This is a genomic window from Billgrantia endophytica (genome assembly GCF_002879615.1).
GTDB lineage: Bacteria > Pseudomonadota > Gammaproteobacteria > Pseudomonadales > Halomonadaceae > Halomonas > Halomonas endophytica.
This window is the reverse complement of record NZ_PNRF01000003.1, coordinates 21,191-37,325: the sequence shown is the minus strand read 5'-3', so window position 1 is coordinate 37,325 and position 16,135 is coordinate 21,191. Positions and strand designations below refer to the sequence as shown.

The window sequence follows — 16,135 nt, the reverse complement described above, 5'->3', positions numbered from 1 at the left end:
GTTTACGGGGTGTAAATGAGTACTTTGAGCCGATTTTTAACGCCGTATGGTCGAGCGCAGACAGTTTTCGTACAGAGCCTAGATGCCACCCAGCGTGGCGACGAGTACTGCCTTGATGGTGTGCATGCGATTTTCTGCCTGCTCGAAAACGATACAGGCCGGCGATTCGAAGACCTCCTCGGTCACTTCAATGCCATTCGACAGGTACGGATACCGGTCGGCGACCTGCTTGCCGATCTCGGTCTCCGTGTTGTGGAAGGCGGGTAGACAATGCATGAACTTGACCCGCGGATTGCCGGAGCACTGCATCAGCTCACTGTTTACCTGGTAGGGCAACAGTTGCTCGATACGTTCGCCCCATGTCTCCACCGGTTCACCCATCGAAACCCAGACGTCGGTATGGATGAAATCGACGCCGCTGACCGCGGCCTCGGGATCCTCGGTCAGGGTGATTGTCGCACCGCTTTCATCGGCAAACCGCTGACAGGTATCGATGTACTCCTGATGGGGCCATAGGGCCTTGGGGGCGGCAATGCGCACGTCCATCCCCAGCTTGGCACCGATCAGTAACAGGGACCTCCCCATGTTGTTGTGAGCATCTCCGAGATAGGCATAGCTGATCTGGTGCAGCGGCTTGTCGCTGTATTCACGCATAGTCATCACGTCAGCGAGCATCTGGGTCGGGTGATATTCCTCGGTCAGGCCGTTGTATACCGGCACTCCGGCATATTTGGCCAGGTCCTCGACTACCTCTTGCTTGAAACCACGATACTCGATGGCATCGTACATGCGACCCAGTACGCGAGCGGTATCCTTCATGCTCTCCTTGTGACCGATTTGCGAGGAGCTCGGGTCGATGAACGTAATGTTGGCGCCTTGGTCGTAGGCCGCCACCTCGAAGGCACAGCGGGTGCGGGTCGATGTCTTCTCGAAGATCAGAGCGATGTTCTGACCCTTGAGGAGTTGCTGTTCCGTACCGGAATACTTGGCTCGCTTGAGATCGCGGGAAAGGTCGAGCAGGTAGCGCAGCTCTTGCTCACTGTGATGCAGCAGGCTAAGCAGGCTGCGATGGTGAACATTGAATGCCATGGCGGATCTCCCTTTCAGTAATCGATAGGGTCACGGATAATCGGACAGGTCATACAGCGGCCGCCTCCCCGCCCTCGACCCAGTTCGCTGGCGCTGATGGTGATAACCTCAACCCCGGCCTTGCGCAGCATGGTGTTGGTGTGAGTATTGCGGTCGTACCCGATGACGACCCCGGGTTCCAGCGCCACGACATTGTTGCCATCGTCCCACTGTTCGCGCTCGGACTCGAAGCTGTCGCCGCCTGTCTCGACGACCCGCAATGCCGGCAGGCCAAGAGAGTCGGCTACCACGGCAAGAAAGCCGTTCTCTTCACGGCGCAAATCGATGCCGCCCGGCTTGCTCTCGTCCGGTCGCAGACTGAATGCGACGATATCCCGCACCACGTCGGGGAAGACGGTCACCAGATCGTAGTCGCAGAAACTGAAAACGGTATCCAGATGCATGGCCGCGCGCGATCTAGGAAGGCCGGCAACGATGATTCGCTTGGCCACGCCGGCTGAAAACAACGCCTGTGCCACCTGGCCAATAGCCTGCCGCGAGCTACGCTCACCCATGCCAATCAATACGACACCGTTACCGATCGGCATCACGTCACCGCCCTCCAGAGTCGCCAGACCATGGTCGACATCAGGATCGCCGTACCAGATCGGGAAGTCGGCTTCGGTGAACATCGGATGGAACTTATAGATCGCCGTGGCAAGCAGCGTCTCCTGGCGCCGAACCTGCCAATACATGGGGTTGAGCGTCACTCCGCCGTAGATCCAGCAGGTCGTATCGCGGGTGAACTGGGTGTTCGGCAATGGCGGCAGGATAAAGCTTGAATGGCCGAGGTAGTCGCGAAACATCTTCACGACCTCCCCTCCATGATACCCGGTCATATCGGCCCCCGACACGCCGCCGACAAGAAATTCGGCGAGGCGGCGGGGCTCCATCTCGTCAAGCCAGGCGCGCACCTCGTCCTGCAACCCAAGGCCGACATGATTGGCGGTAATCTTGCGATCAAGTATCCATCTACGAGCCTCAGGGTTCTTCAGCGTGTCGGTCAGCAGGTTATGCATCTCCAGGACTTCCACGCCACGCTCGCGCATCTTGGTGACAAAATCGAAGTGATCACGCTTGGCCTGACTGACCCAGAGTACATCGTCGAACAGCAGGTCATCGCAATTATTCGGTGTCAGACGCTGGTGAGCCAACCCGGGTGAGCAGACCATCACCTTGTGCAGCTTGCCTGCTTCGGAATGGACACCGAACTTGTGGGGGCTGGAAGACATGACGCTTCTCCTTTTCGCATGTCGGTATGCATGCATCGTTTCAATAGCGACTCAGCGGCTTGTGGCCATGGCCGGGAACAAAAGACGAGGGCTTGCGCGGTATGGTGGCAAACAGTGCGCTGACCCGGCACGCTGCCTGCCACCGCCATCTTCAGCCAAGCAGGGCCGACAGACTCAGACTGGCCAGAATGATCACGGTCAGGATCAGCAGTAGTGGCCACATGAAGCGCAGCCAGCGTTCATAGGGAACCCGCCCTATCGCCAGCGCCCCCATGACCACTGCAAACGTCGGGTTGATCAAATTCACCAGTCCGTTCGCCGATTGATAGGCCGTCACCACCAGATCTCTGCCGATGCCGGCAAAGTCCGCCATGGGCGCCATGACCGGCATGGTCATGACCGCAAGGCCCGATGAGGAGGGAACGAAGAACGACATCATGACCTGCAGCCAGTACATCACATTGATGAACGCCACGCTTGGCAGGCCACTCACCGTTTCTTCGGACCAGTGCAAGATGGTATCGGTGATCATTCCGGAATCCATGATGACCACGATGCCTCGGGCAAGACCGATGATCAGAGCGACACCCAAAAGCTCCTTGGCACCGCCGACAAAGGAGTTTACAAAACCTTCCTCGCCCAGCCGGGCCACGAGGCCAATGACAAGACTGGCAGCCAGGAACAGTGCCGTCATCTCTCCCATCCACCAACCGGCAATCAGAACGCCCCAGACCATGACCAGAAAGGTAAAGGCAAAGAGTACCAGTACGGCCTTGTGGGTCCGGGTAAACGCTATATCGGTCTCCATATCCCGGCTGCTTAGAAAATACTTGCGATTGGCATCTTGCTGGTCGTAGACAATGGAGGCTTTCGGATTTTGTCTAACTTTTTCCGCATAGCGCATCACGTACCATACACAGGCAACAAAGCACAGGACGAGAATCACCAGCCTCAGAACGAGGCCATCGGTGAAAGGAATACCCGCTGCATCGGATGCAATCACCGTGGCAAAAGCGTTGACGGTGGAACCCAGCACCCCCACCCCCGCTCCCAGCAAGATGATCGCGACGGCCGTTACCGAGTCATAACCTGCCGCAATCATGATGGGAATCAGCAGCATATAAAATGCCAGCGTCTCCTCGGCCATGCCATAGGTAGTGCCACCGAGGGCAAACAGGCCCATAAGAATGGGGATCATCCATTTTTCATGACCGGCCATTCCCTTCATGGCATGACCAATGCCGGCATCGATAGCACCGGTCGCCGTGACTACGCCGATGAAGCCTCCGATTATCAATACGAACAGCGCGATATCGATCGCATTGGCTTCATAACTATCAGGGTCGTACAGCCCGGCGATCGGAGCCATCAGGATCTCGGTGATGCCCTGCGGATTGGCGTCAACTTGTTGATAGCTGCCTGCCACCGGTACATCGCGCCCCAGTTCCTCATCGCTGACTCTATCGTACTGACCGGCGGGCACGATCCAAGTCAGTATCGCGGCCAGAATCGTTAGCGCAAATAAAATAGTAAATGCGGTGGGAAAACGAAACTTGGCTCTACCACCCTTCACTTCAGATTCAGCGTTTTCCATAGTCTGAAATCCCCACTAACTTCGCATAAGAAAAGGATGCTCCTTTTCATGACAACGACACACTTCATCTTGCTAAGGTGAAAGTATGCATCGCCCACAAAGTTCTCCATGTTTTTCCTTTAAGTTTGCGGCATGATTGACTCAAGTCAAGTAACGACAAACACCAGACGTAACAAAACCAGCCGCGCCACCCAATGGCGGGTTAAACACAACTTACCTTGACTTTTTTTGCATCAATACCACGTCCGATGCCGGAAACTCGACATGCATCTCCAGATGATTCGCCAGCCACTCGAAACTCGCTTCACTGAAGAAGCACACATGGGTGGGATCGAGGATATAGTGCCAGCTTTCGAAGGATTCCCGGGTGGTGACCCGTTTGGTCATCAGCCCCAGCCAGCCACCCGGCTTCAACAGGCCGGAGAGGCGCTCGAATTCCTGGCCCGGTGCAAAAAGATGCTCCGCCACTTCGGTCGCGGTGACGAAATCGTACCGTCGCTCCAGCACGGCCACGTCAGGTGCATAGAAGGGATCGAAGATCGCCATGGGGTGGCCCGCTTCCTCGAACATGACCGATAGAGTCGGACCGGGGCCTGCGCCGAAATCGAGCCCCCGGGCCCCCGGAGCCAGCCGCTTGCACAGCGGGCCGTAAAGTCGTGACAGGAATCGCCGATAACCCGGATCATCGGGGCTGTTCTCGTGCCGATCGTAGACCGCCTTTTCCGCTTCCGGCCCCAGGTGCTGCTCCGCCGGCACGAAGATCAGGTCGCAGCAGGCGCAGCGATGATAGACACGCCGAGAATCATGATAAAAGTGTGGCGTCTCGGTGGATGCGCATAGCGGGCAGGTCGGCATCGTCGTATCCTCTTGGGCCTGACGAATCAGAGCGTATCGAAACACATCACAACAAGGAGGCCGCAATGCTGTCGGGTCTGGACCACCTGGTCATCACCGTGACCGACATATCACGTGCCGTGGACTTCTATTCCCGCGTGCTTGGGCTGGAAGTCCGCTATCGCGACCGCGAGCGCGTTGACCTGATGCTGGGCGACCTGGCCCTGCGCTTGCACTGGACAGCGACCGACATCGAACCCCGCGCCGCCACCCCTACCCCCGGCAGCCTCGACCTGTGCCTGCGTAGCCTGCTGCCGCTGGAAGAGGTACAGCGCCACCTGGAAGCACTCGATGTCGAGGTGGAGCTCGGTCCTGTTCCTCGCCAGGGAGCCAACGGCCCCATCGAGTCACTCTATCTGCGCGACCCCGATGGCAACCTGCTGGAAATCAGCCGTGCGATGAAGCCCGGTAGTGAGTAACGGCCGAATCCGTCATCGCCGGGTGGCATTGGCGCCGCTGGTCGGTATCATTGGCGCCTAGCCATTCACCTTCGTGGACGCACCATGACCGATAACCTGCACCGCGACAAGGACCATGACCATGGCAACCGTGTCGTCACCGAAACGGGAAACTCGCCCGACACCACCGTCCCCATCGTCGTCTATACCCTCTATCTGGCCGGGGTGGTCACCGGCGGCCTGACAGCGCTGATTGGCGTCGTGATCGCCTATGTCTATCGGGGAAAGGGGCCGTACTGGCTCGATGAACACTACCGGTACCAGATTCGCACCTTCTGGCTGGCCCTGCTCTATTTCGCCGTTTCCGGTCTGCTGACCCTGGTCATGATCGGCTTCGTGACCTGGCTGCTGGCCGTCGTCTGGCTGGTCGTCCGCTGTGTAAAGGGCCTGAAGGGACTGCAGGAAAAGCGTGTTCCCGACAACGTGGAAACCTGGCTGTTCTGATTGATCATGGCGACATCCGAAAAACATCCCGCCTCCCTGCAGGCTCGAGCCATTGCGACACTCTGGCGAACACTGGCCGGGCGCCGGTTGACCACGCTCTGGCGCCTGGCCCGATGGACAGGCCCGCTGGTCCACCGCTTCAGCCATCGCGAGCGCGAAGTGACCGACATCAATCTGGCTCAGGTCTATCCCGACCAGAACCCTCGTGACCGCGGCGCACTGGCTCGCCGGAGCCTTACCCATTCCACCGCCACCATGCTCGAACTGGGCTTCGCCTGGATGGCGGCCCCGTCGCGGGTCGAGGCCTCGATTGTCGAGGTCCATGGCCGCGAACTGCTGGACGAGGCACGTGCCGAAGGCCGTGGCGTCATCGTGCTGGCCCCCCATTTCGGCAACTGGGAAGTCCTCAACTTCTGGCTATCCGGCCACTTTCCCTTTACCGCCATGTACGAGCCGCCCAAGATCGAGACCCTCGACCCGGTAATTCGCCAGGGGCGTGAGCGCATGGGTGCCAGCCTGGTGCCCACCAACCCCCGCGGGGTGGCGGCACTGCTCAAGGCACTCAAGCGCAGCGAGGCCATCGGCATCCTGCCCGACCAGGAGCCAAGCTGGGGCAGCGGCGTCTTCGCCCCCTTCTACCATCGCCTGGCCTACACCGCGACGCTGTTACCGAAGCTGGTCGCCCGCACTGACGCGCGGGTGGTGACCGGCGTGGCGATGCGCCTGCCCGGCCGCGGCTTCGCCATCCACTTCCTGGCCGCCGACGAGCGCGTCTACGAGACCGATGAAGCCGCCTCCGCTGGCGGGGTGAATGCCTGCGTGGAAGCCGCCATCGCTCTCGACCCGGCCCAGTACCAGTGGGAATACAAGCGCTACCGCAAGGTGATCGAGGAGCAGCAGGGCGTGCCGAACCACCAGGAGTATCGGCTCTACTGAACCTTGCCGCCATTCGTACGCAGGAGGGGTGAATGCCTCAAGGACGAGAACGCCATTCATGACCCGTACCACGCCGCTCAGGGCGCTGGCATGGCTCCTACTGCCCCTGGCGCTGCTCTACGCACTCTATCTGGTCAGCGCCAATGCCCTGCTCGCCAGCGCCTGGGGCCGCACCCAGCTCGACCGCTCGCCACGGTTCTCCCTGGAATGGGAGCGCGCCTGGACGCTCTTTCCCGGTCAGCTCGAGGTCACCCAGCTGCGCCTTGTCGGCAGCGCCGCCGAGCGTGACTTCACGCTCGCGGCCGAACGCGCCACCCTGCGCTTCGCCCTCGCTCCCCTGCTCCACCGAGAAGTCAGCGTTCGTGCCTTGAAAGCCGAGGGGATCCGTCAGGCCAGCCTCGACGCCTACCGCCTGCAGGGCAGTGGCACCCTGCAGCTGGCGGGCTTCCATTGGCGCGCCGGTGAGATCGGCACCGAAAGCACCTCGCTGCAGTTGGAAGAGGGCACCGTGCTGCATGGCGATACGGTACTGGTGGAAGGCGTGACGCTGGACGCCGACCTGCGCCTGGCACCGCTGATCCTGGCCGAACACCCCGGTGCCGAGGCGACACGCTTCGTCTCCGGCACCTTCGCCCTGGCCGGGCACAGCGACGCCTACGACGTCTTCAACCCCTACCTTGCCGCACTGGGCTGGCTCGAGATCGACGGCCGCGGCGATCTGACCGGCGACATCGCCATCGAGTACGGCGACGTGCAGACGGGCAGCCGTCTGCGCCTGGACTCCCCTCGCCTGAGCGTACGGCTCGACGAGCGTCACTGGCTGGAAGCGGGAGCGCTCTATCGGATCGACGGCTCCGGTGCCATTGAGGTCGAGGTGGCGCAAAGCGCTCGCCTGGCCCTCGAACTCGACGACATCGAGATGTTCGAGGCGACACCCGACACCTCGCCCGGCACCGCCTCCTCGACCCAGCCGCTGCTCGGCGGCGAAGGGTTCCGACTGGCGCTGGAGACCCCCGTGCTGCGCCTGCACGCCCCGCCGGACGAACTGCAGCGCGCCGAACTGCACTGGCGCAACGCCGAGGCGTTCGACATCGCCGTCTTCGATCGCTACCTGCCACCCCCCGTGCCGCTGACGCTGGAAGGCGGCACGGCACGGCTTCAGGGCGGACTTGTCTATGACACCGAGCGCCTCGCCGGCGGCTTCGATCTTGCCGGAGAGGCCATCTCGGTGCGACTCGGGGAGCAGCCGTTGACCGGTCGGCTAGGCCTGCACCTGCCCATCGTCGAGCTCGACGTCGAACGTGGCGCAGTGGACATTTCCGGTACGCGCTTCGATCTCGAGGCGGCGGCCCCGGGCGAGGCGCAGCCGCTCACCACCGCCCTCGAGCTGCCCACCGCCCGCTTTCACTCGCCGCTGACTTGGCGCGAGCTGGACGACGACGCCCTGCTCGATCGTAAAATCCCATGGCAAGCGGAACTGGAACTACGCGGCCACGTTGCCAATCTCGGCGTGCTCGACCCTTTCCTCATCGGGCTGTTCGACGGACGCGGCCTCGCCCTGCAGGGTGACGGCCGGCTCGATGCCGCTCTTCAGGTGCGCGACGGCCAGCCGCTGCCGGGCAGCCAACTCGATGTCCGCTCCGAAGCGCTGGGAGCGCGCTTTCTCGATTTTCACGCCCGTGGCGACGGCCGTGCGCGCCTACTCCTGACACCCGGCGAGCCCCACCCCGCGGCAAGCGTCGAGCTCGCCTTCGGCGACGTAGACCTGACTCGCCTCACGGATGGCCGCCGGCTGTTCCAGGCCGAACATCTCGCGCTTGCCGCCACCGCCAAGGCAAGCCCTCAGACTGCGAGCCCCACCACCGCGGAGATAGAGTGGCGCGGCGCACGTATTCCCGACGTCAGCGTGCTCGATGCCTACCTGCCCCAGACGGCCCCGCTGCGGCTGCATGGCGGTCGGGCCGGCAGCGACGGACAGCTCCTGATCGCCAAGGAGCGCGCCCAGGGACGGGCCACCCTGACGGGGGGCGCCATCCGCGGCCGCCTGCTGCAGGAAGCGTTCGATGGCGAGCTGCAGTTGACCCTCGAGCTGCGCGACCTCCACCCCGCCAGCCAGCGCCTCGACCTCTCCGGCAGCCGCCTGACCCTCGATGCCTCGACGAACGGCGCCGAACCCCTGCGTACCCAGTTGGTGGTCCGTCAGGCAAGGCTTCAGGGCGGTATCGACTGGCCCGGCAGCGAGGCGCCGCGCATGCCGCTTTCCGGCACGCTGCGGCTGGATGGCCTGCTTGACCGACTCGGCTTTCTCAACGCCTTTCTACCCGACGAACACGGCCTGGCGATCCAGGGTGGCGGACGCCTGAGCGCCGACCTGCGCTTCGCCGACGGCGAGGCCACCCCCGGCAGCCAGCTGCGCGTTCACTCCGAGCGGCTCAGTGCCCGCTTCCTGCACTACGCGGCCTTCGGCGACGGCTCGCTGATAGTGACGGTCGACGACCCAGGAGCGGAGCTCAACCTGTCGCTGCCCCGCTTCGGCCTGCGCCGTCAGACGGACGAAGGCGCCCTGATCGAGGGCCGGCTGCTGGACATTCACAGCCGGGCACGCCACTTCGATCTGTCCGAAGGGCTACGCGAACTGAGTACGCGCATCGACATTCCCCACCTGGTGGCACCGGATCTGGCCGCGTTCAACGACTACCTGCCCCGGGGCGGCGCCATCGAGCTGCTCGCCGGCCAGGCGCACATCGCCACCCATCTGCAGCTCGAAGGCATGCGCGCCGCCGGCCGCCTGGAGCTGCATGCGCCGGACGCCCGCCTCGCCCTGCACGAGCAGACTCTCGAGGGCGCCCTGCACCTGGAAACCCGGCTCACCGACGGCGATCTGGAAGCCCTCGACTTCGACGTTTCCGGCTCGCGGCTCAGTCTCGACGGCGTGCGTCTGGCGGACGCCGGCGGCAATCTCAGCCACGGCTGGTGGGCGCGGCTCGCGCTGCCCGAGGGGCGCATGCGCTGGGAGAGGCCACTGGAGCTTGACGCCCAGCTCGAACTGGCCATGCGCGACAGCGGCCTGCTGGTGAATCTGCTCGTCGATGCCGCCCGCGAGCGACGCTGGCTGCGCGAACGCCTCACCCTCGGCGAGGTACACGGCGAGACTCGGGTCATGCTGAGCGACGACACCGTACGCCTGGAGAATCTCGCCGTGCGGAGCGGCGAGCGCCTGGAACTATTGGCCAACCTCGCCCTGCGCGATTCACAGCTCACCGGCCGTGCCTTCGCCCGCTACGGACCGCTGCGGCTGGGAATCGAGATCGACGACGGCAGGCGACGCTGGCAGCTGCGCAACGCCCGGTCGTGGTACGTCAGCGGCCAGCCCGCCAGCGAGCTGGAGCTGCCCGAGGGCGGGGCCTGGTTCGAACGGCTGGACGTCCAGGCCGAATGAATCAAGTGATACGGATGGCTGGAAAGAGGCCGCCGACCTGCTAGACTGGCCACAACGCTTGACGGGGTGCCGGTGGAACCGGCTGAGATCGCCATACGACATGCTGGCCAGGCCTGTCGTCACAGCGGGGCCCGTAGAACCTGATCCGGCTCGTACCGGCGTAGGGATCAAGCGGTGGCCCCTTGGCGGCATCTCTCGCCGCCCCATCCCAGCCACCCTTCCTCCCCTCCCGCCACGCTCCGGATCCGTTCAGACCCGGAGGCAAGATGGGCTATCACTTCACCGACCTGACCCGCGCCTGCCACGACGACTGGCGCGCCTACATCGAACACGACTTCGTGCGCAACCTGGGTACCGGTACGCTCGACGACGGCGCCTTTCGACACTATCTGCAGCAGGACTACTTGTTCCTGATCCACTTCGCCCGGGCCTATGCCCTGGCCGCCTACAAGAGCCGTACCCTCGCCGACCTGCGCCAGGCCCATGAAGGCCTCAAGGCCATCGTCGATGTGGAACTGGGCCTGCATGTGGGCTACTGCCGCGAATGGGGAATCAGCGAAGAGCAGCTGGCCACGCTGCCCGAGGCCCGAGCCACCATGGCGTACACCCGCTACGTGCTGGATACCGGCAATCGCGGCGACCTGCTCGATCTCCACGTAGCCCTGGCGCCCTGCCTGGTCGGCTACGGCGAGATCGCCAATTGGCTCAACACCCAGGTCTTCACGGTGCGCGGCGAGGCCAACCCCTATGACGCCTGGATCGCCATGTACGAGAGTGAGGAGTTCCAAGCCGCCATGCATGCCGAGCTCGCCTGGCTCGATGCACGCCTGGCCGACGTCACGCCGGCCCGCTTCGATGAACTCTGCGCGGTATTTCGCGACGCCACGCGCCTGGAGATCGATTTCTGGCAGATGGGGCTCGACCGCAGCCTCTGACCGCCCCGCGACGACAACAAACGCAACAAGGACCCCGCCCATGAGCAAGACCGTCCACTTCCTCGCCGATACCGCCCAGGTCGACGAGGCAGCCATCCAACCGCTACCCGGCTCGCGCAAGCTCTATATCGAGGGCTCGCGTCCCGACATTCGCGTTCCCTTCCGCGAGATATCGCTGTCGCCGACGAAGACCTCCGGCACCGACGAGGAGAACCCACCGCTGCTGGTCTACGACACCTCAGGACCCTATACCGATCCGGACGCCGCCATCGACCTGCGTCGCGGCCTTCCCGCACTGCGTCGTGCCTGGATAGAGGAACGCGGTGACACCGAGTTCCTCGACGGCCCCACCAGCGAGTATGGCCAGCGCCGCGCCAACGATCCCCTGCTGGCCCAGCTGCGCTTCGACCTGACCCGCACGCCACGCCGCGCCAAGCCTGGAAAGAACGTTACCCAGTTGCACTATGCCCGCCAGGGCATCGTCACCCCGGAGATGGAGTTCATTGCCATCCGCGAGAATCAGCGCCGCCAGGCATTGGGGACCGAAGAGGTCGAGCGCATTCTCGGCCATCAGCATCCGGGGCAGGGCTTCGGCGCCCGCCTGCCCGAGGAGATCACGCCGGAGTTCGTGCGCCGGGAAGTGGCCGAGGGCCGGGCAATCATCCCCAATAATATCAATCATCCGGAATCCGAGCCGATGATCATCGGCCGCAACTTCCTGGTGAAGATCAACGGCAACCTGGGCAACTCGGCGGTGACCTCCTCCATCGAGGAAGAGGTCGACAAGATGACCTGGGGCATCCGCTGGGGCGCCGACACCATCATGGACCTCTCCACCGGGCAGAACATCCACGAGACCCGCGAGTGGATCATCCGCAACGCCCCGGTGCCCATCGGCACGGTGCCGATCTACCAGGCGCTGGAGAAGGTCAAGGGCGTGGCCGAGGATCTCACCTGGGAGGTGTTCCGCGACACCCTGATCGAGCAGGCCGAACAGGGCGTGGACTACTTCACCATCCATGCCGGCGTGCTGCTGCGCTACGTGCCGCTGACCGCCAAGCGTGTTACCGGCATCGTTTCCCGCGGCGGCTCGATCATGGCCAAGTGGTGTCTCTTCCACCACCGGGAGAGCTTCCTCTACACGCATTTCGAGGAAATCTGCGAGATCTGCAAGCAATACGACGTGGCCTTCTCGCTGGGCGACGGCCTGCGCCCCGGCTCGGTGGCCGACGCCAACGACGAGGCGCAGATGGCCGAGCTCAAGACGCTGGGGGAGCTGACCCATATCGCCTGGAAGCACGACGTCCAGGTGATGATCGAGGGCCCCGGCCACGTGCCCATGCACCTGGTCAAGGAGAACATGGACAAGCAGCTCGAATACTGCGACGAGGCCCCCTTCTACACCCTGGGCCCGCTGGTCACCGACATCGCACCGGGCTACGATCACATCACCTCCGGCATCGGTGCGGCCATGATCGGCTGGTACGGCTGCGCCATGCTCTGCTACGTCACCCCCAAGGAGCACCTCGGCCTGCCCAACAAGGACGACGTGAAGACGGGCATCATCACCTACAAGATCGCCGCCCACGCCGCCGACCTCGCGAAGGGCCACCCGGCCGCTCAGCGCCGAGACAACGCCCTGTCCAAGGCGCGCTTCGAATTCCGCTGGGAAGACCAGTTCAACCTCGGCCTGGACCCCGACACTGCCCGGGAGTACCACGACGAGACGCTGCCCAAGGACTCCGCCAAGGTGGCCCATTTCTGCTCCATGTGCGGTCCCAAGTTCTGCTCCATGAAGATCAGCCAGGAAGTCCGCGACTACGCCCGGGACAACGGCCTCGACGGCGACCAGGAAGCGGTCATGAAGGGCATGGAAGAGCAGGCGAAGAAGTTCCGCCAGCAAGGTGCGGAACTCTACAAGGAAGTGTAATGCAGTCCGTTTTCCTCCTTCAGCACGCCGGCCCGGGGCCGGCGTGCTTTTTTCCGCCTGATGGCGACAGGAGGAAAGGGTCGGATGTAGCCTATACGCTACGAAGGCGGTTTGCCCGTCGCCTCCCATGGAAGCAACACGTGCAGAAGGACCAAGGTAATGCCCCACCTGCATGTCGCACTGGTAACAGAGCGCCCCGAAGCCAGTTTGATCCCCATCCTTCAACTGCGTCCCCAGCAGATATGGCTGGTTGCCGACCGACAGCGTCGTCAGGCGGCCGAACGACTACATATCCTGCTCCAGCACGAACTCTCCTCCCCGACCCGGATCCGGATTCTGGACGATCTGCCGGAGAACGACCCGCAGCGCATCAGCTCGTACGCCGCCCGCCTGGCCGATACCCTGCAGCAGCAGCGGGCCAGTACCCCCGGGCTGCACGTCACCTATGACCTGGCGGACAGCAACAAGCTCACCACCCTGCTGTTTCAGCAAGCCATGCGACACTGCGATGCGGAATGGCTCTACATCGATGCCAGGGCCGGCACACTCTACCGAATGGACCCCGAGTTTCAGCCAACCAGCCTCCAGGCCCACGCCATCGAGTCGGTACTGGATATCGACATCTATCTCCAGGCCAATGGCCGCAAGCGAGTCAAGGCGCTGTCCGATAGCACCACATGGCAAACCGCCGCTGGACAACGCAAGCCCCTGACCCGTTACCTGGCACACCAGGCCGACAAGCTTGCCGGCTTGATGGGAGAGTTCCATGAACTGGTCCATGGCAAAGGCGGCGTCATAGAAGAACCCAGTCCACGCGAGGGACCAAGGCTGAACACGGCAGCCCGGCAACAATGGCTTGGCCACCCACCCCGCTTTCCCTGTACCGATGCGCTGACCCAGTTGAATGACGCGGGCCTGCTGGAATGGACGAGCGACCAGCCCCGGCGTGTCGCCTTCCCCACTCTGGAAGGCGCGCTCTATCTCGGGGGCGCCTGGCTGACGGAATACGTCTGGCACTGTGCCCGGGATGCCGGGCTGGCCCATATCGCCTGCACTGCCCACATCCTCGACCTGAGCGGCCAGCACAATGGTGCCCCGGTGGTATCCGATTGCCTGGCCATGCACCATAACCAGCTACTGTTCATCGAATGCCTGACGACCCGGCCGGGGCCGGAGGCCTGCCTGTCGCAGGGGCTGCGAAAACTGCATGAGATACCCGAACATTCGGCTGGGTTGGCCGGTACCAGTGTCTTGATCGCTTGTGGCGAGTTTGACAAGGCACATCAACACCTGACCGACATTCGGCGCACCCAGGGACTCAAGGTCGAGGTCATGGAAAGTGCCGCCCTGAAATATCTACCCGACCACTTCAAGAGCTGGATGGAGAGTGGACGCTGGTCCATCACCTGACCCTGGACGAGAACACCCCGCCGGGGGCAGTTCAGAGCCGGCGGGGTGGCAGACTGCAGTGACCGGTCAGAAGCGGTAGCGCAAGCCGACGCTGGCCGCGTCGAAGGTGTAGTCGGACTTGTCCAGATAGCGCATGTAGTCGGCGCCAAGAGCCAGATTGGGCGCCACGTCGAATTCGGCTCCGCCCCCGTAGGAGAAACCGCTTTCACGGTCGGTATCGAAATCCACCTCGGTCAAGCCGGCCAGGCCATACAGGCGGAATTCCTGCGAGATGGGCACAATACCCTTGGCATAGGCACCCACCAGGTAATCCAATTCCACATCGCCATCGGAACCACCGGCACCCAGGTGGCCTTCCACGGCGAAATAATCATTGAACTTGGCGCCACCGGTGATGCGCAGCCCCACCGAATCGGCGGACGAAGCGCCATCGGGATTGAGATCCCAGAACAGGGCATCGCCACCGACATAGCCTTGAGGGTACAGGGGAGTCTGGTACTGCTGGGCCTGCACGGACGATGCGAAGGCACCAGCCATCAGCAAAGCAGCGGGAATGGCTAGCAGTTTCATGGTGAATCTCCTATTAAGAAACAGCGTTTCCTTACCCAGCTCTCATTCTGGTACAGCCCCCTCTCACGTGCAAGCGGTGTTTTGCTCCAGTCACGCACGGCGGGACAGGCTCAAGCCCACGATACCCCCCAGCACGATTCCGCCCCCGAGCAATTGCATCCCTGACAGCATCTGCCCAAGAACCAGGTATCCCAATGCCAGCGATGCCACCGGCTCGACATTCATCACTGGCGCATTGCGGGCCATTTCGAGCCGCGGCACGCTGATGAACAGGACCGAAAACGCCACGCTATAGAGCACGGCCAGCGCCCCCAGGCCTACCCAGCCGGTTCCGGAAGCCGGTGGTGCCATCCCCCCAGGCACCAGACTCACCATGCCAGCCACCAGCATGGCAACGAAGACCGTCAGCATGGTGAGCAGGCTGCGCAGGGTGCTGCCCACTTCCCCGAGGTGATGCTCGGTCACCCACAGGGCGCATGAGAAGGCCGCGGCAGCCCCCAGCCCATAGGCCACGCCAGCCACCCAGTCGGGTCCCATGGATTCAGGTGAAGCCAGCCAGGCCGGCACGTCGAGCACCACGACCAGCCCCGCCAGGATCACCGCCATGATCAGCGATGCGCGCAGCGTTGGGCGTGGGCCACCCAGTGCCCAGGTGAGCAGTGCCAGCTGAATCGGAAAGGTATTCATCAGCAGCAGCGCCACCACCACCGGTATACGTGCCACGGACGAATAAAGGCATAGACTCTGCACGGCCACCATCAGTCCCGCCAGCAGTTGCCAGCGGCCCGTACCGGCCGGCAGCGCGAAGCTCTTGCGCTGCCACAGGAACAGCGCCACGAGCACGACCACCGCCATCGTGGAGCGCACCAGCACAGCCAACAGCAGGCCGGTGCCGTCGTCGAAGGCCAGACGGGCCGCCACGTGGTTTCCGGCAAACAGCGTGGCAACGCCGGCCAATATGAGGACAGCAAGATGACGGGGCAGCGCAGGCATGACGACCGCCGTCGTGGGGGATGACGACATGACAATTTCCAGGGACTCGGTGGGCTCGCCCAGAATGGCATCGTTTTCAATAAAAGACTAATTCACGCCACCTTTTAAGCGAATTATGCTGCAATGCAATATGCTAGACTAACGTCTTACACCCAACCTCATTAACCATTTC

The 16,135-nt window shown here is 63.0% G+C and carries 13 protein-coding genes and 1 riboswitch; of the genes, 7 read left to right on the top strand and 6 right to left on the bottom strand.

The features are described 5' to 3' along the window. Positions 1-78 precede the first annotated feature (78 nt). The 4 genes from C1H69_RS01300 to C1H69_RS01285 all read right to left on the bottom strand — a co-directional run bounded on the left by C1H69_RS01300 (position 79) and on the right by C1H69_RS01285 (position 4,809). Positions 79-1,089, bottom strand: a complete 1,011-nt coding sequence (locus C1H69_RS01300; RefSeq protein ID WP_102651616.1) for an ornithine carbamoyltransferase — start codon at positions 1,087-1,089, stop codon at positions 79-81. A 14-nt stretch (positions 1,090-1,103) separates the two neighbouring features. Further along, positions 1,104-2,360: an arginine deiminase gene (gene arcA / locus C1H69_RS01295; protein WP_102651615.1), complete on the bottom strand. Its 1,257-nt coding sequence runs from the start codon at positions 2,358-2,360 to the stop codon at positions 1,104-1,106. 151 nt (positions 2,361-2,511) lie between these two features. Next, positions 2,512-3,954: a YfcC family protein gene (locus C1H69_RS01290; RefSeq protein WP_102651614.1), complete on the bottom strand. Its 1,443-nt coding sequence runs from the start codon at positions 3,952-3,954 to the stop codon at positions 2,512-2,514. 213 nt (positions 3,955-4,167) lie between these two features. Next, the gene (locus tag C1H69_RS01285; RefSeq protein ID WP_102651613.1) at positions 4,168-4,809 is read right to left on the bottom strand and encodes a class I SAM-dependent methyltransferase; all 642 of its coding nucleotides are present in this window, start codon (positions 4,807-4,809) and stop codon (positions 4,168-4,170) included. Between the two features lie 65 nt (positions 4,810-4,874). Here C1H69_RS01285 and C1H69_RS01280 point away from each other — a divergent pair, with 65 nt between their 5' ends. From C1H69_RS01280 to C1H69_RS01250, 7 genes are all read left to right on the top strand, one after another. Beyond that, positions 4,875-5,267, top strand: coding sequence for a VOC family protein (locus C1H69_RS01280; RefSeq protein ID WP_102651612.1), 393 nt, complete (start codon positions 4,875-4,877; stop codon positions 5,265-5,267). Positions 5,268-5,351: 84 nt separating this feature from the next. Beyond that, complete coding sequence (locus C1H69_RS01275) at positions 5,352-5,750, top strand: DUF4870 family protein (protein WP_240609769.1); 399 nt, start codon at positions 5,352-5,354, stop codon at positions 5,748-5,750. A gap of 6 nt (positions 5,751-5,756) precedes the next feature. Continuing rightward, positions 5,757-6,686, top strand: a complete 930-nt coding sequence (locus C1H69_RS01270) for a lysophospholipid acyltransferase family protein (protein ID WP_102651618.1) — start codon at positions 5,757-5,759, stop codon at positions 6,684-6,686. Between the two features lie 58 nt (positions 6,687-6,744). Continuing rightward, entirely contained in the window at positions 6,745-10,125 is a 3,381-nt protein-coding gene (locus C1H69_RS01265; protein WP_102651611.1) for a translocation/assembly module TamB domain-containing protein, read from the top strand. A gap of 52 nt (positions 10,126-10,177) precedes the next feature. After that, positions 10,178-10,309: riboswitch (TPP riboswitch) on the top strand. 82 nt (positions 10,310-10,391) lie between these two features. After that, positions 10,392-11,060, top strand: a complete 669-nt coding sequence (tenA, locus tag C1H69_RS01260) for a thiaminase II (RefSeq protein ID WP_102651610.1) — start codon at positions 10,392-10,394, stop codon at positions 11,058-11,060. Between the two features lie 40 nt (positions 11,061-11,100). Continuing rightward, a complete protein-coding gene (gene thiC, locus C1H69_RS01255) occupies positions 11,101-12,990 on the top strand; it encodes a phosphomethylpyrimidine synthase ThiC (RefSeq protein WP_102651609.1) in 1,890 nt (629 codons plus the stop codon). 159 nt (positions 12,991-13,149) lie between these two features. Then, positions 13,150-14,400, top strand: a complete 1,251-nt coding sequence (locus tag C1H69_RS01250) for a Card1-like endonuclease domain-containing protein (RefSeq protein ID WP_102651608.1) — start codon at positions 13,150-13,152, stop codon at positions 14,398-14,400. 66 nt (positions 14,401-14,466) lie between these two features. Here C1H69_RS01250 and C1H69_RS01245 read toward each other — a convergent pair whose 3' ends face one another. Both C1H69_RS01245 and C1H69_RS01240 read right to left on the bottom strand, forming a co-directional pair. After that, positions 14,467-14,970 carry a porin family protein gene (locus C1H69_RS01245; RefSeq protein WP_102651607.1) on the bottom strand — a complete coding sequence of 168 codons (504 nt, stop codon included), beginning with the start codon at positions 14,968-14,970 and terminating at the stop codon, positions 14,467-14,469. 90 nt (positions 14,971-15,060) lie between these two features. Further along, positions 15,061-15,993, bottom strand: a complete 933-nt coding sequence (locus tag C1H69_RS01240) for an EamA family transporter (protein ID WP_102651606.1) — start codon at positions 15,991-15,993, stop codon at positions 15,061-15,063. Positions 15,994-16,135: the final 142 nt, after the last annotated feature.

Coding starts and splice junctions, on each gene's coding strand:
- C1H69_RS01270 (WP_102651618.1), top strand. CDS start 5,757: ATGGCGACATCCGAAAAACATCCCGCCTCCCTGCAGGCTCGAGCCATT.
- thiC (WP_102651609.1), top strand. CDS start 11,101: ATGAGCAAGACCGTCCACTTCCTCGCCGATACCGCCCAGGTCGACGAG.
- tenA (WP_102651610.1), top strand. CDS start 10,392: ATGGGCTATCACTTCACCGACCTGACCCGCGCCTGCCACGACGACTGG.
- C1H69_RS01245 (WP_102651607.1), bottom strand. CDS start 14,970: ATGAAACTGCTAGCCATTCCCGCTGCTTTGCTGATGGCTGGTGCCTTC.
- C1H69_RS01300 (WP_102651616.1), bottom strand. CDS start 1,089: ATGGCATTCAATGTTCACCATCGCAGCCTGCTTAGCCTGCTGCATCAC.
- C1H69_RS01275 (WP_240609769.1), top strand. CDS start 5,352: ATGACCGATAACCTGCACCGCGACAAGGACCATGACCATGGCAACCGT.
- C1H69_RS01285 (WP_102651613.1), bottom strand. CDS start 4,809: ATGCCGACCTGCCCGCTATGCGCATCCACCGAGACGCCACACTTTTAT.
- C1H69_RS01250 (WP_102651608.1), top strand. CDS start 13,150: ATGCCCCACCTGCATGTCGCACTGGTAACAGAGCGCCCCGAAGCCAGT.
- C1H69_RS01280 (WP_102651612.1), top strand. CDS start 4,875: ATGCTGTCGGGTCTGGACCACCTGGTCATCACCGTGACCGACATATCA.
- C1H69_RS01290 (WP_102651614.1), bottom strand. CDS start 3,954: ATGGAAAACGCTGAATCTGAAGTGAAGGGTGGTAGAGCCAAGTTTCGT.
- C1H69_RS01265 (WP_102651611.1), top strand. CDS start 6,745: ATGACCCGTACCACGCCGCTCAGGGCGCTGGCATGGCTCCTACTGCCC.
- arcA (WP_102651615.1), bottom strand. CDS start 2,360: ATGTCTTCCAGCCCCCACAAGTTCGGTGTCCATTCCGAAGCAGGCAAG.
- C1H69_RS01240 (WP_102651606.1), bottom strand. CDS start 15,993: ATGTCGTCATCCCCCACGACGGCGGTCGTCATGCCTGCGCTGCCCCGT.